The following is a 20,044-nucleotide window of genomic DNA, read 5'->3' on the forward strand; positions in this document are numbered from 1 at the left end:
TTATATCGGGGTAATTTCGACGCTTCCTCCATCGATTACCTTTACCCCTGCTCCTCTCTGTTCCCATTGTTTCAAATCTTCCATGAGCTTTAGAAGCGCGGCATCTTTGCTTTTGGCCTCCAGCATGCAATCCAGATGGTCCGTCGCGTGAGCTGCTCTTCTTAAAAAGCGCAGCAGCGGCTCCGCCTCCACAAAATCGGCATGGCCGCGAGGATCGCTTGCGCTTTTGGGACTGGACGCATGGATTTTGGGAGGCAGCCGCAAGGAAGAGCCCATCCCGAGCCTGTCCCGCTCCGCTTGCCAAGTGCGAACGATGCGCGGCCAAATGGCTTCCGCCAGCTCGTCCTCAGTAACACCGCCCGTATTGACGGCATGATGATGAATATCGAGCACCATAGGGACGCCTACGCTTTCGGCGGCGAACAACGTTTCTTTTACATTAAACGTTTTGTCGTCGTTTTCAAGCGTGGTTCGATGTTTGATTTCTGGAGGCAAAGCTCCAAATTGCGCAATAAATCTCGCGCTGGACGTTTCCTTGTCCCCGTAAGCTCCGCCCATATGAATATTGTTTTTGGCGGTCTCATCCAGCCCCATCATCTCCAGCATCCGGACATGGTGAACCAAATCTTTTTTCGAGTTGCGAAGCACTTCCGGCCGAGGGGTGCTGAATACGCAAAAGTGGTCGGGATGAAAAGATACTCTCATCGCTTTTTCTTTCACATAATCGCCGATTGCCCGGAACGATGATGCGAGCGGCCCGTAAGGGTCCCATTCCGCAAGACTTTCGTGTGTAGCCAAAGGAATGAGTTTGGAGGAAAATCGGTACATCGCGATATCGTGAGCTCTGCCGTGCTTAAGAATACGCAAAGTGCTCGCTAGATTCTCTTCGGCAATCCGCTCCAATTTGCGAATGCCCGCCTCGCGGTCATCCAGCTTGGACAACGTAGCGTAGGTCATCGTTCTTGAAGGAGACGCATTTTCCAGCAGCGTGCTCATCGCCACAAAACCGAACCGGACGATCATGCCTTAAGAACGCTCCCCAAAAAACATTTCGAACGCAAGCGCCGTTTGAATGCGGGCTTCTTCTTCCGTCAGCTTTCGCACCAGTTCCATCTCCACTTGGGTCACTTCTTCGCCTTGAAAATTGATTTCCGCAATGGAGGCCGAAATGCGTACAATCGCAATCGCTTCGTTATTTGGCGTATAGGCGATCACTTTTTGTCCTGCCGGATAGACGCGGAACCCGCTTTTGACCATCTTGCCTTTGCCGTATTCGAGCAATTCATAAAGCTCCTGCTCCGATTTGAACTTGCATACCGAATTAAACTCCGTCTGGAATCCCATAGTTTGTCGCCTCTCCTTATTTAAGTGAATAGCTCAATCGGCGCGCCGAAGCCCTAAACAAGGTTTCGACGCGCCGGTTGTCGCAAAAAAAGTTTAATTGGTTAAGGACTCGCCTGTAAAATCGATCCGTTGCTTATCTTTGTGACGATCCAGCGCAAGCTCGATTAGCGTTTTTAACAGCTCCTTATAAGGCAAGCCGGTTTCTTTCCACATAAGCGGATACATGCTGAACGGAGTAAAGCCCGGCAGCGTATTCACCTCGTTAATGAAAAGCTGATTGTCTTCTTTTCTGAGGAAAAAGTCGGCGCGCGCAAGGCCCGAACCGTCAATCGCCTGAAAAGCGCGTACCGCCATTTCACGAACGGAATCCGAGATTCCATCCGGCAACTGGGCTGGGATCATCATCGTCGATTTGCCGTCGATATATTTTGCCTTGTAGTCGTAAAATTCATTAGAAGGAGCGATTTCGCCAACTACGGAAGCTTTCGCCTCATCATTGCCAAGCACGCTGACCTCAATCTCCCTGGCGTCCACAAACTCCTCTACAATGACTTTACGGTCAAAGCGGAGCGCATAGTTGACGGCCTCGATCAATTCCTCCCGGTTTCTCGCTTTGGACACGCCTACGCTTGAGCCCAAATTGGCCGGTTTGACGAAGCATGGATAACCGAGCGAAACTTCGCATTCCATAATAAAGAAGGAAGAGTCCTTTTCCCACTGGGTCCGGTTAAAATAACGGAATATACATTGCGGCAGCCCTTCCTGGGCAAATACTTTTTTCATCATAATCTTGTCCATGCCTACGGCAGAAGCAAGCACCCCAGCGCCTACATAAGGGATGTTCGCCATCTCAAAAAGCCCTTGAATCGTGCCGTCTTCACCAAATGTGCCATGCAGCAAAGGGAACATAACGTCAACCGAACCCTCATTACCCGCTTGAACGGCAGGTTTCCCGCTAATTTTCGCTTCCTGAAGCGCGCTCTGCGCAGCTTGCTGGGAAGACGAATCAAGAGCGTTGAACAGCGGGGAAAGCGACAACGTGGACGAGCCTCCGCTTGCGTTGTCAAATCTAAGCGACTCTACGTTTTCCGGCGGGGACAGCAATACGCTTCCTGTTTTCCACTCGCCTTGTTTTGTAATATAAAAAGGTTTAATTTCGTATTGGCTATAGTCAAATTCACGCATAACGGCAAATGCCGTCTGCAAGGACACTTCGTGCTCGCCGGATTTACCGCCATACACCAGTCCGACTTTTATTTTGCTCCCCATAGTCTATCCTCCGGTAATTATAAATTTCGTTATAAAACATCGGGAATATGAAAAAAACGATAACGCGTGTTCCTGGTCCATGCATAGGAATCCCGATAATCCCAATATCTGTGCCGACTCGCAACCGTATTGGCGTTCACAAGCGGCTGGCCCGAGGAATCAAAGGCCGTTACGATCGTGCTGTGCTCGAAGCGTCCGTCGCCATTCCAATCATATGTAATGACGTCGCCAAGCTGCAGCTCATCCGCCGATTGGACGGTGACCGCCTTCAGCCCCGATTTGCGCGCAGCGGATAAATATTGGTTCAGTGCATGGGATACGGCCCAGCTGTAGCTCCACCATTCCTGGCCTTTGCTGCGCCCTTTGTACCACCAGCCGCTGCCCCTTTTACCAGTATAGTTCATAGGAGCATTACCTGCAAAGATGCACTGGGAAACGTAATTGGTGCAATTGACGTCGAACAACTCGTAAGCTGAATTGCCTTCGTTCCACCATCTATCCGCATAAGCGGCGGCCAAATCTCTTCTGTAGCGGGTCGTTCCCGTCCGATTTTGAAAATTCGGCATCACTTCATAATTTAAAAATGGCGTGGACGGCGCAAGGTAAACGCTGCTCTCCGATTCCCCTTCCGCCTCCGCAAGCCATTGATGGACAGATGCTCCATAGCGCGGGCGGCGTTCCGCAATAATGGGCTCCACTTGAAGCACGTTCCAATCGCGCCCTTCGGAAGTAAGCCATATCCGTTCGTATTCAGAACGCTCCTCCATATAATAGAGACCCGATTGCTCCATCCTTCTTTTGATATGCAGCTTCACCAGCACCGATACTTCATGGGTCGACTCGTTGACACGGATAATATCCGCTTTGGTTTCACTTCCAGCAGGCAACGCTCCTCTATATAAATCCCGTTCCCTTATTCGATCCAGTCTTTGCATCAGCCGCTCGGCATGCACTTCATCCGTTACAAAATCGGTCAACACGCGGGCATGCTGCTCCGTTTCCGCTTGATTGTACAAGCTGACATAGCGGTGAAGGGCCGATTTCCAGCCGCTGTCGCTCGATGTACGAGCGCTTCCTGCGAAATCGGAGGCTTGCGGAAGCGCGCTTAATTTTAGCTGGCCCCTCCCGTTGTTCCCCTGCTGTCGCTTCCCGCCGCTAACGACGCTGGCATTTTGCACACGAGCATCCCCCGCCCCCGCTGACTTGGAACTTGCCGAAGCTGGGTGTTTATCCGCTGCCTTGCTATTGCGCTTTGTCCTGCCGCTGCCGGAGTTCCGGCTGTCCGATCTCGACATCGCTACCCCTCCCGACCTAAATTCGATCATGCCGAACATGCATCAAAAAGGCATGCAACAACTGCTTCATTATATGACCGTGATCGGCGGTTCATGTACCATTTCTTGTTCGGGCGGGCAAGGTTAATTACAGGTTCGAAAGGACATAATTGGACTTTACGGAATGACCATTTTAACGCTATACTAAAGACATAAAGTTTTTGAAATCGTGTTTCAACTAATGAAACAGCATCCTTACTAACCGAAGAGGAGAATAACGATGTCTAAACAAAACGAATATTCTGTTCGCACAACACTGGAGTCGGGCGGCAAGTCTTACGCTTACTACCGTCTCGGCGGACTCGAAGAGCAAGGCCTTGGCGATATTTCCAAGCTTCCTTTCTCCATCAAAGTATTGCTGGAAGCAGCCGTTCGTCAATTCGACGGCCGCGCAATCACACCTGAGCATGTTAAACAATTGGCCAACTGGGCAAATGGCCGCGAAGACAAAGAAATTCCTTTTATCCCTGCACGTATCGTTCTTCAGGATTTCACGGGCGTACCGGTTGTCGTAGACCTTGCGGCTATGCGCGACACTGTGAAAAAAGCAGGCGGCGACCCGAAAAAAATCAACCCGCTCGTACCCGTCGATCTCGTTATCGACCACTCCGTTATGGTTGACGCTTTCGGCAGCCCGGAAGCTTTGGAATACAACACAAAAGTGGAGTTTGAACGCAACGAAGAGCGCTACCGTTTCCTTCGCTGGGCGCAAACGGCGTTTGACAACTTCCGTGCGGTTCCTCCTGGAACAGGTATCGTTCACCAAGTTAACTTGGAGTACCTCGCATCGGTAGCCGCTACAAAAACGATCGACGGAGAAACCGTTGTTTATCCGGACTCCCTCGTGGGTACCGACTCCCATACGACAATGATCAACGGTCTTGGCGTAGTTGGCTGGGGCGTTGGCGGCATCGAGGCGGAAGCGGGCATGCTTGGTCAACCTCTGTACTTCGTAATGCCGGAAGTTATCGGCTTTAAGCTGACAGGCAGCTTGGCAGAAGGCTCCACAGCAACTGACCTTGCGCTTACTGTCACTCAAATTCTTCGTAAAAAAGGCGTTGTCGGCAAGTTCGTCGAGTTTTTCGGCCCAGGCTTGTCCAACATCAGCCTAGCTGACCGTGCAACAGTTGCCAACATGGCTCCTGAATACGGCGCAACAGTCGGTTTCTTCCCGGTTGACGGCGAAACGCTTGACTTCCTTCGCCAAACAGGCCGTAAAGAAGATCAAATCGCTTTGGTTGAAGCATACTATAAAGCACAAGACATGTTCCGTACGGACGAAACTCCGGACCCGGTATTCTCCGACGTGATCGAGCTTGATCTTTCCACAATCGTACCGTCCCTTGCTGGTCCTAAGCGTCCGCAAGACCGCGTTGAGCTGACGGCGATGAAGGAAGCTTTCAACAGCATTATCCGCACGCCAATCGACAAAGGCGGATACGGCCTGACGGAAGAGAAAATCGATCAAGTCGTTCCAGTTCCTCACCCGAACGGCGAGCAGTCCCAAATGGGCACAGGCGCAGTCGTTATTGCGGCGATTACGAGCTGTACGAACACTTCCAACCCAAGCGTTATGCTTGCGGCGGGTCTCGTAGCGAAAAAAGCGGTTGAGCGCGGCCTGACTAAACCAGGTTACGTAAAGAGCTCCCTGACTCCAGGTTCCCTGGTCGTTACGGAATATTTGAAAAAAGCAAACTTGTTGGAGTCGCTTGAAGCGCTTGGCTTCCACGTTGCTGGCTACGGCTGCGCGACATGTATCGGAAACTCCGGTCCATTGCCTGACGAAGTAAGCAAAGTGATCGCTGACAACGATATGACGGTAGCTGCTGTATTGTCCGGCAACCGGAACTTCGAAGGCCGCGTACACGCTCAAGTGAAAGCCAACTACTTGGCATCTCCGCCGCTTGTTGTCGCTTATGCGCTTGCGGGCACTGTCAACATCGACCTTGCTCACGACCCAATCGGCCACGACCAAGACGGCCAGCCGGTTTACTTGAAAGACATTTGGCCGACAAACGCGGAAATCAAGGAAGCTGTTGCTTCGTCCTTGAACCCAGAAATGTTCAACGCCAAATACGAAAACGTATTTACGCAAAACGAGCGTTGGAACGCAATCGACGTACCGGAAGGCGAAAGCTACGAGTGGGATGCAAAATCCACTTATATCCAAAACCCTCCGTTCTTCGAAAACCTTGGTTCCGACCTGTCCGACATTGCCGACATTCCTTCGGCTAGCGTACTTGCTCTCATGGGCGATTCCGTTACGACGGACCATATCTCCCCTGCCGGCAACATTACGGTTAACAGCCCTGGCGGCAAATATTTGATCGACAACGGCGTAGATCGCAAAGATTTCAACTCGTACGGTTCCCGTCGCGGCAACCACGAAGTGATGATGCGCGGTACGTTTGCGAATATCCGTATTCGTAACCAAGTGGCTCCAGGAACGGAAGGCGGCGTAACAACTTACCTGCCAACTGGCGAAGTCGAGTCCATCTATGACGCTTCTATGAAGTATCAAGAGAACGGCAAAAACCTTGTCGTTATCGCTGGCAAAGAATACGGTACAGGAAGCTCCCGCGACTGGGCGGCAAAAGGCACTTACTTGCTGGGCGTTAAAGCCGTAATCGCCGAAAGCTTCGAGCGTATTCACCGCTCCAACCTTGTTGGAATGGGCGTTCTGCCGCTTCAATTCCAAGAAGGCCAAAGCTGGAAAACGCTTGGCATTACCGGCCGTGAAACATTTGATATCGTCGGACTTTCCAACGATGTTCTGCCAGGTCAAACGGTTGTCGTAAAAGCGACTCGTGAAGACGGCACATCGTTCGAATTCTCCGCAATCGTTCGTCTAGACTCCCTCGTTGACGTAGATTACTACCGCAACGGCGGCATCCTGCAAACGGTGCTTCGTCAAATGATTGCTAATATGTAACAAGAAACAGGGCGTGATGACCACGCCCTGTTTTTTTGTCTTTTTGAGGGGCTTCGCACGCATTGAAAAGCGCCAGGGAAATCCCTGGCGCTTTTTTTCTGCTTATTTTTCCTGCTTGGATGGATATCTACTTGAATATTATTGTTAGATAACACTCTGAATCATGTATAAGATTCTGATACCGCTAATTTCATTTTCGGCTGATTCGCTCGATTTTCGCTTTCTTGCTCAACCAACTGCCCACGGTGTTTTCGAACACATTTAGTGGTTTTTGGCACAACTAGGCGCCACAGTTGGTGCCCCCGAGTTACTACCTAATCATAGTCCCCATCCGTTTGGCAGCTTCCATCATAATTGGCGCGTATTCCCGCATCGTATCCGGCTTCAGCCTGCTGGCTGGGCCTGAAATCGAAAGCGCGGCTGCAAGAACGCCAAATCGGTCAAATATAGGGGCAGACAGAGCGGCCGCGCCCAGCTCCCGTTCTTCAAAGCTTGTCGCATACCCTTGAACAACGATCTCCTGCAACTGATGATTGTATTGCTCCATATCGATAGTAGATGGCCAGGTGGGCGATGCAAATATGTTTTCTTTTACAGAAGCATCCGAATATGCAATGAGCACTTTACTCGAAGCCCCCGCGTATAAAGGAAGTCTAAGCCCTACCGGAGCCACTCTCCGAACAGCCTGGTTGCTTTGCACCGCCTGCATCCGAATTCTCTCCGAACCGTCCCTAACATAAATGCTGACCGTCTCGCCAAGTTGATCTCTTAGTCTGACCATATCCGGAAGCCATATCGTCGCCTGATCGTCTGAACGGGACAGGTTGGCAGACAGCTCCCACACCTTTAATCCTAAATGGTATCGCTCGGTCGACTGATCGCGTTCGATAAAGCCTTTCTCCTCAAGCGTCGCCAGCATACGATGGACCGTGCTTTTGTGGAGCCCCACATGTTCCGCGATTTCTGTCATTGCCCAATCCGTTTTGGCTGTAAAACACAACAAAATATCAAGTGCGCGGTCAACTGCGCGTACCGTTGATTTACCGTCTTCCATGCGGCGGCACTCCCTTCCATCCTTTATGCTAACTCTCTTTTATATGCTATTTCTCAGCAGCTCATTTGTTGGCTATCCTATTTATTCGAGTTTCACCGTTTGAAACCCTTTTTCAAATTCATTGAAATCGATTCTCAATTAGTATACCTCAAAAGCTCCGTTACCGTAAAGTATTCTCTCTACATTACAGAACGATTACACCGTCCTAACAATCCGTCGACATGAATTGACAGGCCGGAACTCCCGCACTACCATGAAGATACATTAAAAATATAGCGCTTACATTATAGATTGCGGGAGGAACATAGATGATGAATACAACGATGACCCATTCCCCTGCTTTAGACGGCTTTGCTCCGCAGCATCCATTGCTGCCTTCCCTGCCGGCTCTGCCCGCACCGCAAATTCCGTTTCCTACCAGAAGTGCCGGACGCCGCAAGCATCTGCTTGTCGCTTCGCTCACCTCTCTTCTGGCGATGTGTTTAATTGTGGTCCTTATTTTTCACGGCTACGTCGCTTGGATGCTGGCATACCCGTATGTGGCCCCGCTCTCCTCCAATCCTCAGCAAGCAATAGGCGTTGCTTATGAGGATGTCGTATTCCCCAGCTATAGCGGAGAAACGACCGTAAGCGGATGGTATGTCCCTGCTGCCGTACAAGAGGAAACGGCCAATCGCACAGTCGTGTTCAGCCACGGCTATGGCGCCAACCGGGAAGAAGACTGGGTTCCTATGTACGATTTGACCAAGCTCCTTCATGATCTGCAATATAACGTTTTGTTGTTTGACTACGGATATGCTTCCCAGCAATATAAAGCGCCCGCTACAGGCGGTAGAGAGGAATCCCAGCAGCTCTTGGCAGCTATTCAATACGCCAAGTCCAGAGGAGCGGACGATATCGTCGTGTGGGGATTTTCTATGGGAGCCGGAACCGCCCTGCAAACTGCATTGCAAACCGATGAAATCGACGCGATGATTTTGGATAGCCTTTTTGTCCCAAGCTCTGAAGCGTTGTTTGAAAATTTGAACCAGTTTGTCCCGCTACCGCGCTTTCCGTCGCTCCCTTTAATTGAAGCGATGATCCCGCTTTGGACAGGAAGCGGCTTCGGGTCTATCCCTGCCGAGCAAGTGGCTGCGAACCAGTTTGACATGCCGATCTATATTATCCATGGGACAGACGATGCGAAAGCGCCTGCCGCAACGGCCGAACAAATCGCAGCCAATCAGACCCATTCCCTTTCCCGCTCTTGGATTGTAGAAGATGGCCAGCATGAATTGCTGTTCCGAAAGCATCCGAGAGAATATATTCAAAAAACCGCCCTGTTCCTCAGCCAAGTGGACAATGGAATTCAAGCGGAACGAATCAATTAAAGGAAAAGCAATCGTTCAAGTACGGAAAACGGCGAGGCGAAGGAACCATATAAAAAAGAAAAACGAGCATTCCCATAGCGCCTAAGGCGAGGGGGAATACTCGTTTTTTTACTAGTTCATAATATCTATTGTTTCAGCAAAGAAAGGAACTCCGAGCGAAGCGCTGGGCTGGACCGGAACTCTCCGCGAACCGCCGATGTAACGGTCATGCTGCCGGGCTTTTTGACGCCGCGGGAGCACATGCAAAGATGCTCGCCTTCCACGACAACCATTACGCCATGCGGAGATAGCTCCTTGTCCAAAATATCCGCGATTTGCGACGTAATACGCTCTTGTACCTGCAGCCTGCGAGTAACAGCCTCAACTAAACGAGCCAGCTTGCTAAGTCCGGCAATTTTCCCGCTAGGAATGTAGCCGATATGCGCCTTGCCGAAAAACGGCGCCATATGGTGCTCGCATTGGCTGTAGTAGACAATATCTTTCACAATGACAAGCTCCTCATGCTGCTCATCAAATGTGACGCCAAGCACCTCGCGCGGATCGACTTCATAACCCGCAAAAATTTCTTCGTACATCCGGGTAACCCGGGCAGGAGTTTCCAGCAGCCCTTCGCGCTCGACATCCTCACCGACCAGCTTCAAAATCTCTTTAACATGGAATTCAATCTTTTCCCGGTTTTCCGACACTTTTGAATTGACGTAATCCTTTTTGCCCGCCAATACTATCCGCTCCTTCCGGCGATTGCTTCGTTATTGCTTACTTACGAGGGAACTTCTGGTTTTTCATCATATTTTGCGCACGCGACATCTGTTGCTTATTCAAGTTGTAACCCATTTGCTTCGCCATACGCTGGATCATATCGGGATCGTTCTGCATTTTCTCAATTTGCTTGCGAAGATAAAAAATCCCCACAAAAAAACCGCCTGCTGCTCCAGCAATCAACGTTACAATCGGGATAACAATATTGTACCATTCCATCTATGTCACCTGACCCCTTCAATCTATAATTTTATAAAATTCAACACCCTGTATCATAGCATGTCCATGCCCATTTTCGCAATGAATCCGCAGCTTTCAGCCCTATTGCAATTGCTCTAAATCCAAGAGAGCGAGCTTGATCGGCAATCCGCCGCCATAGCCGACCATCTTGCCGCTTGCTCCGATAACCCGATGGCAAGGAACGATAACGGAAACCGGATTTCGGTTGTTCGCGCCGCCGACTGCCCTCATAGCGCCAGGTTGGTATATTTTAAGAGCGATATCTTTATATGAACATGTTTCCCCATAGGGAATCTGACGCAGCGCCTCCCATACCTTCAACTGAAAGGGCGTTCCTGACATATGAAGAGGGAGATCGAACCTATGCAGCCGCTTGGCGAAATAGGCATCCAGCTGCTGCGAAGCCTCATGCAATAGAGGATGATCCCCAGACGGGACCAATGCAGGAAGCTCGTTTAAATCCTCAAAAGCTCGTCCCGCCCACTGCTCCAGCTTATCTCTCTGTGCATCATAACGACCAAAAGACAAGTGGCATATCCCCTCATCCGTCGCCATTACAACAATGGGCCCTACTGGGGACGAGAGTTCCACAGCTCTAATCTCCGTCATGTTCCTTCTCTCCTCCCATGAGGCTCTTCTCCAGCATGGCTAACGCATTTGCGATCATATCTCTCGCTTCCGCATCCTGTTCCTTTTCAAAAGCGAGCCGGAGCGCTTCCTCCCCAAGCGGACTGCCGATTCTGCCAAGCGACCAAGCGGCCGTTCCTCTCAGCACAGGCCTCGGATCGGATTGCAGCACCCCGATAAGATCAGGTACAGCGCTTGCTTCTTTAAAATTGCCGAGAGCAATTACAGCGTTGCGCTGGATCGGCTTTTTGCCCCGCCAGGCCGAGGAAGTGAATCCGTATCGTTCTTTGAACTCCTTGTTGCCAATTGTAAGCAGCGGCGTCAACAGAGGTTTGGCAAGCTCTACGTCCGGCTGCAGCTCCGGATGCTGCGTCCAGTTTTTCCCCCGGTTAACGGGGCAAACGACTTGGCAAGTATCGCAGCCGTACAGCCGGTTGCCGATTTTGCGCATGAACTCGTCGGAAACCATTCCCTTTGTTTGCGTAACAAAAGAAATGCATCGCTGGGCGTCGAGTTCACCGGGCCCAACAAGCGCGTTTGTTGGACAAGCGTCAATACATTTCGTGCAAGTGCCGCAGCCCTCCGTTACCGGCACATCCGGCGGAAGCGGCAAGTTGGTAATCATTTCGCCCAAATAAATCCATGAGCCTAATTCTGGAGATATAATGGAGCAGTTTTTGGCGCTCCAGCCGATTCCAGCCCTCTCCGCAACGGCCCGGTCGGAAAGCTCTCCGGTATCGACCATGCTCTCGCTTCTAAAGCCCGGTACCCGCTCCCTCAGCCAAGCCTCTAGTCTCGCAAGCCGGTCGCGAAGCACCTTATGATAGTCTTCTCCCCATGCGGAACGAGACATAATGCCTCTGCGCGCTCCCGGCTCCGATTTCGGCGGATCGATGAGCTTGGATGGATAGGCTACGGCTATCGCGATTATGCTCTTCGGCTTGTCGAACAGCAGCGAAGGATCCGTCCGTTTATCGAGATCCGGCTCTTCGAATCCAGACTCCCTTCCAAGCTCGCGATGACGAATCAGCCGTTCTTTCAATATGGTAAAAGGCTCCGCCGAAGCTACGCCCACGGTGTCGATACCAAGCTCCTTCGCGGCCGCTTTCATCTCCTGCTTCAGCTTCAGCCACTCGTCTGTCATACTCTACAACCTTTTGACCGCTTCGCGCGCAAGCTCGTCGCAACGATTATTCCAAACGTTATCGCTATGGCCTTTTACTTTGACGTATTCAACCGTGTGCTTCTGCATAAGCTCCCACAGCTGCTTCCACAGGTCTTGATTTTCCACCGGGTCCTTTTTGCTATTTTTCCAGCCGTTGCGCATCCAGCCATGAATCCACCCTTGTTGAAAGCAATTGACGACGTAGGCGGAATCGCTGTATACCTTCACGCTGCAAGGCTCCTTCAGCATGCTTAGCCCTTCAATAACGGCTTGAATTTCCATTCGATTGTTTGTTGTCGCCTTTTCCCCGCCCGATATTTCCTTCTGATGCGCCCCATAAAACAAAACGGCACCCCAGCCGCCTGGACCGGGATTTCCAGAGCAAGCTCCATCCGTATAAATCATAACGTCTTTCATCATTGCACCTCCTATATATAAATAGCGATCGCCCGCAAGCTACCGGCTCCTATCTTTTACAAGTCCCTTATCCTCTTAAGAGGCCAAACCGCAAAATCGGCTTTGCCAACAAGGATTGTCTCCTCCACAGCGCCGAAGGAACGGCTGTCTAAGCTGGCAGCTTCCCTGCGATTGTCTCCCATCACAAAATATTGATCGTCCAAAAGAGTGACGGGACCAAAATTCATCCCTTCTATTGGGAAGTCGGTATACGGCTCGTCTACGCTAATGCCATTCCGGTACAGCTTCGCACCCGATATTTCAATCTGGTCGCCCGGTTCTCCTACAATTCGCTTCACCAAATATTTTCCTTCGCCCATCGATGGCCGAGGGTCCTTTAACACCACAATATCCCCCAATTTGGGGGCTTTGAACCGGTATATTAGTTTATTTACATAAAGCCGCTCATTCCCCTTAAGCGTAGGCTCCATCGAATGGCCTTCCACCCTTGAGAAACTAAATACAAAAACGTTAAGCAAAAGCACAACCAGCAATGCTACAAGACAAGTTTTCGCCCAGCCGAACAAAAACTTCATTCTCATTGTTCGGCACTGTCTGGATGAGCGGCCAGCCACTGCTCGTAATAACCGATGGCCACCTCATCCGAAAATGGCGGTTCGCCCTCTTCAATTCGTGCAAGCAAAGCGTTCAGCCCATTCATGACCTTCGACTGTACAGTCTCCGGATAATGATATTGCTGCTTATGCTGCTCATACTCGTCTTGATCTACAATGTAGCGGCTGCCATCGGCCGTCCGAATAACATCTAGATCGTAGTCGATATAGGTAAGCACTCCTCCCTGCAAATACGGAGGAGAAGCAATATTGCAATAGTAGCGAACACCGCCCGCCTCAAGCAAGGCGACGACATTGAACCACTGTCCGGGAATAAAAAAAGAAACCGCCGGCACACGGCTAATCCATTGCTTGCCATCGGATTCCTGAATCGGCGTCTGCCTGTTGATGACCACAATCATTGATTGCTCTTGATGCTGAGCGATTAGGTAGCGGCTGGGAACAAGCCAATTCTGCTGCCACAGCCGATGGATATGTCCATTGTGCTTGAAGCTTTTAATGATGCATTGTTCATAATTGTCCATGGCTGTCCGTGCTCCTCAGATTCCTTATAGTAATAAGAAAAGCATATCCGTGCGCCAATTGCAATGGCGCGTTCAGATATGCCCTTTGTAAGACTCAAATTACGTTTATTTAATCTACCCCGTGACGATGCTGAGCTTCTGAAACGATCGAAAAAAATCAGTAGCCGCGTAACCCATAGATTCATAGAGCGGCAATACCGGCTCGTTGTGCTCGTCTGCGGTAATCAGAATTTTGCTGACATTGCGTCCTACGAAACGTTGGCGCAGTGCCGATACGAGCGCCCTGCCGACTCCGCTTCGCTGATGCTCTGGCGATACCGCAATTCGATAATAATAACCTTTGTTGTTATCGATTGTTCCGATAATCATACCAACGATTTCGGACTCTTTGACAGCGACTAGAACTAGATCGCTATCCCATGACAATTGACGGGCAAATGCTTCCATTGTTTGCTCATAGCATTCCGTTGTCAGAACTTCTTCTAGCAATTCAGTAAGCGGTTTGTAATCGGACAACTGGAAGGAACGGACGTTCATTCTATTAACACCTTCTACCATGTCATAGTCTCGTACTAGACTAGTATACAACGAATTTTAGCATTTTCACTCTTTTTTCTTAAAATTTCTTTAAAAATAGCGAAAAATCTCCCTCATTCTCGTGAAAGCGCTTAACATTAAGCGCTTTCAACCGAAATTCGTTCGTTTTTGTCGACAAATCTTATTTTCGCACCGCTGGAATAAAACAAATTGTCCCGTGAAAACCTATCATCTGGTTATGAAAATAACCCCCTTCCGGGAAATTCGACTTTTTCAACAGTAATGTTGATTTATTCGTTCCGATGGGGGATAATGGACATGATTAACTACATATTATTTTGGGAGGTAATTCATGATGGCACATCAACTGCCTGCTTTGCCTTATGCGCACAACGCTCTTGAACCACATATCGACACCACTACTATGGAAATCCACCATGGTCGTCACCACAACGCTTATGTAACAAACCTGAACGCAGCTCTGGAGTCCGCTCCTGAATTGCAAAACAAATCGATCGAAGAACTGATCGGCGACCTTGCAAGCGTACCGGAAGCGATCCGTACAGCCGTTCGCAACAATGGCGGCGGACATGCCAACCACAGCTTGTTCTGGGAAACGATTGGTCCTGACGCAGGCGGCGCTCCTACTGGCGCTCTTGCAGCAGCTATCGAAAGCGAGCTTGGCGGCCTCGAAACGTTCAAAGCTGACTTCGCTAAAGCTGCGGCTACCCGCTTCGGCAGCGGCTGGGCTTTCCTTGCTGTAGCAAACGGCAAATTGAAAGTTTACAGCTTGCCTAACCAAGACAGCCCGATTATGGAAGGCGAAACGCCAATTTTGGGCCTAGACGTTTGGGAGCATGCATACTACCTGAACTACCAAAACAAACGTCCTGACTACATCGCGGCGTTCTGGAATGTAGTAAACTGGGCTGAAGTAGGCAAACGCTACGAAGCTGCAGTTAAGTAATTCTATACGAAGAAGCCTCCCGTCAGTTTAGGCGGAAGGCTTCTTTTTTGCCTCTTAAATCCCTATTTTGCCTGAACGGTATTGGCTTGGCGTGCAATCATGCTTTTTACGGAACACTTGAGTAAAGTGCCTCACATCGGGATAACCCGTCAGCTCCGCGATACGCGTGACCGACATGTCCGGGATTGCCAGCAGCTCCTCCGCCCGCTCCATCCTTAGTTTAGTCACATACTCCTTGTAGCCGATTCCTGTCTTTTGCTTAAACAGCTTGCTGAAATAAACCGGATTCAAATAAACGATGGAGGAAACAAGCTCCAACGATAAATTTTGCTGAAAGCTTCCTTTAATATATTGGATCGCGATATCGATGGCGTCATTTTTGTTGTCGGCAGCGGAATCGTCCCGCTCGATCGCTTTTGTGGTATGAAACTTTTTCAGATGATGCGGAATGGAATAAAAGTCGGTCAGCCGGCCTGACAGCTCAAGCTGGAAAGGCATCTTTAGACACCGGCCCAGATGGGCTTCGGCCTCCTGTTTGAAGGCCCCCGCGCCGCTTTCTTCCGAAAATGTAACGACGCCAACCAAAAAGTGGCTTTCCAAGTTGACAATAAATCCTTTTCCATATTGGGCAATGAGCTCTGTCATTACATTTTCGGCAACAAAATTGACAAGAGACAGCTCCGGGCCGCCTTCCAGCTTGAGGCACAGCAGTTGAAACCGGTCATGCTCCTGCTGAAGGGAACTTAAGTCGAATCTCCCGATATCGAGTCCTTGCACCCATCTGCGGAATACCGCTTCCCGCAAATATTTCAGATGAGACGACAGCAGCCCCAGATCGGATTGCTCGCGCCGCCCCCGCTGCCACTCCCCGTACAAGACGTCAACCGATTTGATGATTTGTTCTTTGCCCAAAGGCTTTAAAATATAATCTCTAGCCCCGAGCCTCAAAGCTTCTTGAGCATATGAAAATTCGGAATGAGCCGACACGACAATCCATTTGATGTCTCTATACGTATGACGCGCTTCGGCAAGAAGCTCAAGCCCGTTCATACCAGGCATCATAATATCTAAGAAGACAACATGGATTTGTTCACGAATAAGCGTCTCGAGCGCCTCTGCAGCAGAAGCCGCCGTCCATAGGCGAATATCCGCAAATGCGGAGCCGATTGTTCGCTTTAGCCCTTCCCGAATCGTTTTTTCGTCGTCGACGACCAAGATGTTCATGCCTTCTCCTCCAATCTGGATGGCAAAAGAACAGGAACAATGACCGTAACCGTCGTTCCTTCGTTCGGCTTGCTGTCTATGCGCAGTCCATAGCCGGAGCCGTATTCCAGCACCAAGCGCCGATGCACATTCAGAAAGCCCGCTCCTGAGCCGCGAGACGAGCCGTAAATGGCGGGTTCCACAGTCATGCTCCTCCGCTCCTCTTCCAGCAGCTCGCTCCATTCCAGCCGCTCCGCTCGCACTAGCGAAGCTTTAAGCTCCTCCAGCTTTTCCCACGTGATGCCTGCTCCATCATCGGAAATATGGATGAGCAAAGTTTGGCCTTCGCCAGCCGTAGAAATGCGGATTGTGCCATCCCCTGCACGGCCGGACAAGCCGTGAATGACTGCGTTTTCGATGAGCGGCTGAAGCGTCATTTTGGGAAGCGTTACATGCAGCGAGCTTTCATCAAGATGATGCACGATAGAAATTCGGCCGTCTGATCTAGCGCCAATAATGGCCATGTAATGGCCGACCTGCTCCAGCTCATCCTCGAGCGTCGCGACCGAGCTCCGCCAGTCGCTGCTGTAACGGAACATACGAGAGAGCGACAACACGAGCCCTGCCAGCTTTTCATTCTCCTGCTCATCCAAAAGCCAATAAATCATATCCAGCGTGTTATATAGGAAGTGAGGATTTACTTGCGACTGCAAAGCATGAATTTGAGCGTTCTTTTCGCTTGCGGCCGCAATTTTATTCCGTTCCAGCAAGCTGTTGATTTCGCCCATCATCCGGTTGAAATGCTGGTTTAAGTAATTAATTTCTTCGTATGAGCCCGCCGCATGAAACGGATGGCTTAAATCGCCCCGCTCCACTCGTCTCATCTCTTGAACGACAGATTTGATCGGCCTCGACACCGAGCGGGAAAGAATGAGCGCCACTAAGGCGGCAAGAAAAACAACGGCAACCGTCACCATAACGAAATACCGGTTCGCCGCCGCCTGCTCTACTTTGGCGACCGGCTTGGGCGTAACCGACACAAGCTTCCATCTCAGTTTCTGCTCCGAGACGGTCACGATCAAGTTCTCTCGATCCTCTACGATTTGCGCCCCTTCCTCGTAGGGATATTTTAGATGCTCTGCCCGAAGCAAAGGATCAATCCCCTCAGCGGGGTGATGGGAACCGATAAGAAGCGCTCCTGAATCCGCGTAGACGAAGGAACGGCTCTCCGGCTTGATCATCAAGTGGTTAAGAGAGGTCAGGAATGTTTCGGGATCGGCTTCAATAATAAGAACGCCAAGCGGCACCGTTGTATACAAATTGGTCATTAATCTCCCGAACGTAAAGACGGGATCGTCCTCGCGAACGGTCAGGGAGCCGTCGCCAAGCATTCCGCCCCACTTCAGCGTTCCGTCGGAGAGGCGAATTTCTTCCAGCCAGCCGCTTTTCAAAAATAAAGGGTTAATGGCATGAGTCGTCGACTCATAACTGTATACATGGCCCGCCGGAGAAATAATATGAATGCCTTTGACGTCGTTGTAGCTGTGAAAGATGGTGCCAAGCGCTGCCATCATTTGCAGCTGCTTATGAAACTCATCCTGTTCGTTCGCCGCCTCGCGGGAGAGCAGACGCTGAATTTCCGAATTGCTCATGATGGATTTGCCAAGCCCTTCATATCCCCGAGCAAGCAGCGCAAAGCTGTCCATCGCTTGGGACACGTTCCGCTGCGCGGCCTCCCCGACTCTCATATCGATTTGCTGCGCCGTATAGTGATAGAAAATGCCCGTTAAACCGATTAGCAAAACAAGCGTCGAAGACAATATCCAAATCAATAGACGCGCTCGCAGCGTATTCAGCTTGAGTCCAAACAACCCGGCGCCCCCCAGTAGGGCCATTTCTTATCCTTTGACGGCGCCCGCTACCATCCCTTTTGTAATCTTGTCGGACAGGATGAAATAAACGATGACGACCGGAAGCGCGCCAAGCACAAGGAACGCTCCAATCGCTCCGTAATTCGCCGTATATTGGCCGACAAAGCTGTTAAGGCCAAACGGCAGCGTCTTAAGCGAGTCGCTGGATAAGAAAATGGCCGCGATAATATATTCGTTCCAGATGGAGATAAAAGTTAAAATCGTAACGGTCATAATCGGCGGCACCGTAATCGGAACGACGATGGAAAAGAAAATTCGGTAAATATTCGCGCCGTCGATCATCGCCGACTCCTCGATTTCGCTCGGAATGCCCCGCAAAAAGCCCGACAGAATAAATACCGCCAGCGGAATCGAAAACGCGACATACGGAATAATAATCGATGCATGCGTATTAATGAGATCCATGTTTTTGAAAATAATCATAAGCGGCAGCAGCGTCGACTGAATCGGAATCATAATCCCGATCATAAAGACAAGCATGACCAGGTTGCCATAACGCCATCTAAATCTTGTAATGGCATACGATACCATCCCGGCGAGCACAATGGTAATGACGAGCGTGATGCCTGTCACCCATATGCTATTGCCAATATACTTCAAATAGCTCCCCGACGTAAATGCATCGGCGTAGTTGACCCACATAAACTTTTTTGGCAGCGCAAAAAATTGTCCCGACAATATTTCGCTGTTCGTCTTAAGCGAATACAGCAGCAGCCAAAGCAGCGGGTACAGCTGCGTAACGGCTAGAAGGGCCATAAACATCCAGGCCACGGCTCGTCTGATCGAACGAAAATCTTTCATCTTCCCCATCTCCTTTCTTTAAGAGGCCGCTTCCTCTGCCCGTTTAAACGCGAGGTTCAGCAAAACCGTCATAACGAGGCAAAACATAACCAGAAATGTCGATATGGCGCTGCCGTATCCGTATTTGAACGAGTTGAACGTCATGTTGAACATATGAGTGGAGATCACTTCCGTCGCATTGGCAGGACCTCCTCCTGTCATCACAACGATTAAGTCAAATGCTTTTAAAGAACCGATGACCGCAAGTACAGTCGATATTTTAATAACCGGCGACAGCAGAGGCAGCGTAATGTAGCGGTCCGCCTTAAACCCTTCGGCTCCGTCGATGCTCGCCGCTTCGTAAATGTCGGAGGAAATGTTTTGTACACCCGTAAATTGAATCAGCACGTGATACCCGATATATTGCCAAAAAATAACGAAGCACAGGGCGAAAATCGCCACTTCGGTGTCGCCAAGCCACGTCTTTGTCCACGATTCCAAGCCAACCTTCATCAACATTTGATTCAACATGCCCCCGAGCGAAGCCGGGTTATAAATTGCTTTCCATAGCTGGCCGATGACAACAACCGATAATATGACGGGCAAAAAATAACTGGATACTAAAAAATTAGGCCGTCTGACATATCTGCTAAGCAAAATGGCAACAGCAATCGCAATCGGAATTTGAGCCAGCGAGGCTGCTGAAATATAAAGCGTCCTTAGAACGGAAGGCCAAAAAATGGGATCCTGCGTAAAAAGCACTTTATAATTGTCCAGCCCGACAAAAACTTTGTCGCCCATGCCAGCCCATTCTACTAAGGAGTAGTAGAAGGATACCGCAATAGGCGCAAACACAAACGCCAAATAAAACAACAAGCAAGGAAGAACGAATACCGCCAACGTCCATTTGCTTACTCTCAGTACACCGTTCATTCGTTAACCCTCCCGCGCCTTTAGCAGTGGCAAAGGGAACCTTT

General features: G+C 50.2%; 20 protein-coding genes. 3 read left to right on the plus strand and 17 right to left on the minus strand.

Features of this window, described 5'->3' with window-relative positions; all coding sequences use genetic code 11:
• The 4 genes from uvsE to ACFQZE_RS18615 form a co-directional block, all read right to left on the minus strand.
• Positions 1-1,023, minus strand: a complete 1,023-nt coding sequence (uvsE, locus tag ACFQZE_RS18600) for a UV DNA damage repair endonuclease UvsE (RefSeq protein WP_379359755.1) — start codon at positions 1,021-1,023, stop codon at positions 1-3.
• 3 nt (positions 1,024-1,026) lie between these two features.
• Positions 1,027-1,344 (minus strand): hypothetical protein, encoded by a 318-nt coding sequence (locus ACFQZE_RS18605; RefSeq protein WP_379359757.1) that lies wholly within the window; start codon positions 1,342-1,344, stop codon positions 1,027-1,029.
• A 93-nt stretch (positions 1,345-1,437) separates the two neighbouring features.
• Positions 1,438-2,613, minus strand: a complete 1,176-nt coding sequence (locus tag ACFQZE_RS18610) for a D-alanine--D-alanine ligase (protein ID WP_379359759.1) — start codon at positions 2,611-2,613, stop codon at positions 1,438-1,440.
• A 29-nt stretch (positions 2,614-2,642) separates the two neighbouring features.
• Entirely contained in the window at positions 2,643-3,908 is a 1,266-nt protein-coding gene (locus ACFQZE_RS18615; RefSeq protein ID WP_379359761.1) for an amidase domain-containing protein, read from the minus strand.
• 259 nt (positions 3,909-4,167) lie between these two features.
• On the opposite strand from ACFQZE_RS18615, the gene acnA reads away from it, so the two are divergent.
• Positions 4,168-6,879: an aconitate hydratase AcnA gene (gene acnA, locus ACFQZE_RS18620; protein WP_379359763.1), complete on the plus strand. Its 2,712-nt coding sequence runs from the start codon at positions 4,168-4,170 to the stop codon at positions 6,877-6,879.
• Positions 6,880-7,189: 310 nt separating this feature from the next.
• Here the strand turns inward: acnA and ACFQZE_RS18625 are convergent, their stop codons facing one another.
• A complete protein-coding gene (locus tag ACFQZE_RS18625) occupies positions 7,190-7,933 on the minus strand; it encodes an IclR family transcriptional regulator (protein WP_379359765.1) in 744 nt (247 codons plus the stop codon).
• Positions 7,934-8,244: 311 nt separating this feature from the next.
• Between ACFQZE_RS18625 and ACFQZE_RS18630 the strand changes: the two genes are divergently transcribed.
• Positions 8,245-9,303 carry an alpha/beta hydrolase gene (locus tag ACFQZE_RS18630; protein WP_379360115.1) on the plus strand — a complete coding sequence of 353 codons (1,059 nt, stop codon included), beginning with the start codon at positions 8,245-8,247 and terminating at the stop codon, positions 9,301-9,303.
• Positions 9,304-9,428: 125 nt separating this feature from the next.
• Here the strand turns inward: ACFQZE_RS18630 and folE are convergent, their stop codons facing one another.
• From folE to ACFQZE_RS18670, 8 genes are all read right to left on the minus strand, one after another.
• Positions 9,429-10,022 carry a GTP cyclohydrolase I FolE gene (gene folE / locus ACFQZE_RS18635; protein ID WP_379359767.1) on the minus strand — a complete coding sequence of 198 codons (594 nt, stop codon included), beginning with the start codon at positions 10,020-10,022 and terminating at the stop codon, positions 9,429-9,431.
• A gap of 37 nt (positions 10,023-10,059) precedes the next feature.
• Complete coding sequence (locus tag ACFQZE_RS18640; protein WP_379359769.1) at positions 10,060-10,281, minus strand: YneF family protein; 222 nt, start codon at positions 10,279-10,281, stop codon at positions 10,060-10,062.
• 102 nt (positions 10,282-10,383) lie between these two features.
• Positions 10,384-10,911 (minus strand): methylated-DNA--[protein]-cysteine S-methyltransferase, encoded by a 528-nt coding sequence (locus ACFQZE_RS18645; protein ID WP_379359771.1) that lies wholly within the window; start codon positions 10,909-10,911, stop codon positions 10,384-10,386.
• Positions 10,898-12,073 carry a tRNA epoxyqueuosine(34) reductase QueG gene (queG, locus tag ACFQZE_RS18650; protein ID WP_379359773.1) on the minus strand — a complete coding sequence of 392 codons (1,176 nt, stop codon included), beginning with the start codon at positions 12,071-12,073 and terminating at the stop codon, positions 10,898-10,900. The genes ACFQZE_RS18645 and queG overlap by 14 nt, the downstream gene beginning before the upstream one ends.
• A gap of 3 nt (positions 12,074-12,076) precedes the next feature.
• A complete protein-coding gene (gene rnhA / locus ACFQZE_RS18655; protein WP_379360117.1) occupies positions 12,077-12,511 on the minus strand; it encodes a ribonuclease HI in 435 nt (144 codons plus the stop codon).
• Positions 12,512-12,567: 56 nt separating this feature from the next.
• On the minus strand, positions 12,568-13,092 hold the full coding sequence (gene lepB / locus ACFQZE_RS18660) for a signal peptidase I (protein ID WP_379359775.1): 525 nt from the start codon (positions 13,090-13,092) through the stop codon (positions 12,568-12,570).
• Positions 13,089-13,649 (minus strand): DUF402 domain-containing protein, encoded by a 561-nt coding sequence (locus tag ACFQZE_RS18665; RefSeq protein WP_379359778.1) that lies wholly within the window; start codon positions 13,647-13,649, stop codon positions 13,089-13,091. The genes lepB and ACFQZE_RS18665 overlap by 4 nt, the downstream gene beginning before the upstream one ends.
• 114 nt (positions 13,650-13,763) lie before the next feature.
• Positions 13,764-14,186, minus strand: coding sequence for a GNAT family N-acetyltransferase (locus ACFQZE_RS18670; protein ID WP_379359780.1), 423 nt, complete (start codon positions 14,184-14,186; stop codon positions 13,764-13,766).
• A gap of 355 nt (positions 14,187-14,541) precedes the next feature.
• Between ACFQZE_RS18670 and ACFQZE_RS18675 the strand changes: the two genes are divergently transcribed.
• The gene (locus ACFQZE_RS18675) at positions 14,542-15,153 is read left to right on the plus strand and encodes a superoxide dismutase (protein ID WP_379360119.1); all 612 of its coding nucleotides are present in this window, start codon (positions 14,542-14,544) and stop codon (positions 15,151-15,153) included.
• 54 nt (positions 15,154-15,207) lie between these two features.
• Here ACFQZE_RS18675 and ACFQZE_RS18680 read toward each other — a convergent pair whose 3' ends face one another.
• Genes ACFQZE_RS18680 through ACFQZE_RS18695 form a run of 4 tightly spaced genes read right to left on the minus strand, consistent with a single transcriptional unit; the run spans position 15,208 to position 20,000 of the window.
• Positions 15,208-16,377: a response regulator transcription factor gene (locus ACFQZE_RS18680; RefSeq protein WP_379359782.1), complete on the minus strand. Its 1,170-nt coding sequence runs from the start codon at positions 16,375-16,377 to the stop codon at positions 15,208-15,210.
• Positions 16,374-18,251, minus strand: a complete 1,878-nt coding sequence (locus ACFQZE_RS18685; protein ID WP_379359784.1) for a sensor histidine kinase — start codon at positions 18,249-18,251, stop codon at positions 16,374-16,376. Before ACFQZE_RS18685 ends, ACFQZE_RS18680 begins: the two co-directional genes overlap by 4 nt.
• A gap of 3 nt (positions 18,252-18,254) precedes the next feature.
• Positions 18,255-19,088 carry a carbohydrate ABC transporter permease gene (locus ACFQZE_RS18690; RefSeq protein WP_379359787.1) on the minus strand — a complete coding sequence of 278 codons (834 nt, stop codon included), beginning with the start codon at positions 19,086-19,088 and terminating at the stop codon, positions 18,255-18,257.
• Between the two features lie 18 nt (positions 19,089-19,106).
• Complete coding sequence (locus tag ACFQZE_RS18695; protein ID WP_379359789.1) at positions 19,107-20,000, minus strand: carbohydrate ABC transporter permease; 894 nt, start codon at positions 19,998-20,000, stop codon at positions 19,107-19,109.
• Between the last annotated feature and the right edge of the window lie 44 nt (positions 20,001-20,044).

The organism is Paenibacillus sp. GCM10027627 (assembly GCF_042675505.1).
Taxonomy (GTDB): Bacteria; Bacillota; Bacilli; order Paenibacillales; family Paenibacillaceae; genus Pristimantibacillus.

What these genes read in the sequence shown, in the direction of transcription:
- ACFQZE_RS18605 (WP_379359757.1), bottom strand. Translation starts at nt 1,344, where the DNA reads ATGGGATTCCAGACGGAGTTTAATTCGGTATGCAAGTTCAAATCGGAG.
- ACFQZE_RS18615 (WP_379359761.1), bottom strand. Translation starts at nt 3,908, where the DNA reads ATGTCGAGATCGGACAGCCGGAACTCCGGCAGCGGCAGGACAAAGCGC.
- uvsE (WP_379359755.1), bottom strand. Translation starts at nt 1,023, where the DNA reads ATGATCGTCCGGTTCGGTTTTGTGGCGATGAGCACGCTGCTGGAAAAT.
- rnhA (WP_379360117.1), bottom strand. Translation starts at nt 12,511, where the DNA reads ATGAAAGACGTTATGATTTATACGGATGGAGCTTGCTCTGGAAATCCC.
- ACFQZE_RS18680 (WP_379359782.1), bottom strand. Translation starts at nt 16,377, where the DNA reads ATGAACATCTTGGTCGTCGACGACGAAAAAACGATTCGGGAAGGGCTA.
- ACFQZE_RS18675 (WP_379360119.1), top strand. Translation starts at nt 14,542, where the DNA reads ATGGCACATCAACTGCCTGCTTTGCCTTATGCGCACAACGCTCTTGAA.
- ACFQZE_RS18690 (WP_379359787.1), bottom strand. Translation starts at nt 19,088, where the DNA reads ATGAAAGATTTTCGTTCGATCAGACGAGCCGTGGCCTGGATGTTTATG.
- ACFQZE_RS18685 (WP_379359784.1), bottom strand. Translation starts at nt 18,251, where the DNA reads ATGGCCCTACTGGGGGGCGCCGGGTTGTTTGGACTCAAGCTGAATACG.
- lepB (WP_379359775.1), bottom strand. Translation starts at nt 13,092, where the DNA reads ATGAGAATGAAGTTTTTGTTCGGCTGGGCGAAAACTTGTCTTGTAGCA.
- acnA (WP_379359763.1), top strand. Translation starts at nt 4,168, where the DNA reads ATGTCTAAACAAAACGAATATTCTGTTCGCACAACACTGGAGTCGGGC.
- ACFQZE_RS18665 (WP_379359778.1), bottom strand. Translation starts at nt 13,649, where the DNA reads ATGGACAATTATGAACAATGCATCATTAAAAGCTTCAAGCACAATGGA.
- ACFQZE_RS18610 (WP_379359759.1), bottom strand. Translation starts at nt 2,613, where the DNA reads ATGGGGAGCAAAATAAAAGTCGGACTGGTGTATGGCGGTAAATCCGGC.
- ACFQZE_RS18695 (WP_379359789.1), bottom strand. Translation starts at nt 20,000, where the DNA reads ATGAACGGTGTACTGAGAGTAAGCAAATGGACGTTGGCGGTATTCGTT.
- ACFQZE_RS18670 (WP_379359780.1), bottom strand. Translation starts at nt 14,186, where the DNA reads ATGAACGTCCGTTCCTTCCAGTTGTCCGATTACAAACCGCTTACTGAA.
- ACFQZE_RS18645 (WP_379359771.1), bottom strand. Translation starts at nt 10,911, where the DNA reads ATGACGGAGATTAGAGCTGTGGAACTCTCGTCCCCAGTAGGGCCCATT.
- ACFQZE_RS18640 (WP_379359769.1), bottom strand. Translation starts at nt 10,281, where the DNA reads ATGGAATGGTACAATATTGTTATCCCGATTGTAACGTTGATTGCTGGA.
- ACFQZE_RS18630 (WP_379360115.1), top strand. Translation starts at nt 8,245, where the DNA reads ATGAATACAACGATGACCCATTCCCCTGCTTTAGACGGCTTTGCTCCG.
- ACFQZE_RS18625 (WP_379359765.1), bottom strand. Translation starts at nt 7,933, where the DNA reads ATGGAAGACGGTAAATCAACGGTACGCGCAGTTGACCGCGCACTTGAT.
- queG (WP_379359773.1), bottom strand. Translation starts at nt 12,073, where the DNA reads ATGACAGACGAGTGGCTGAAGCTGAAGCAGGAGATGAAAGCGGCCGCG.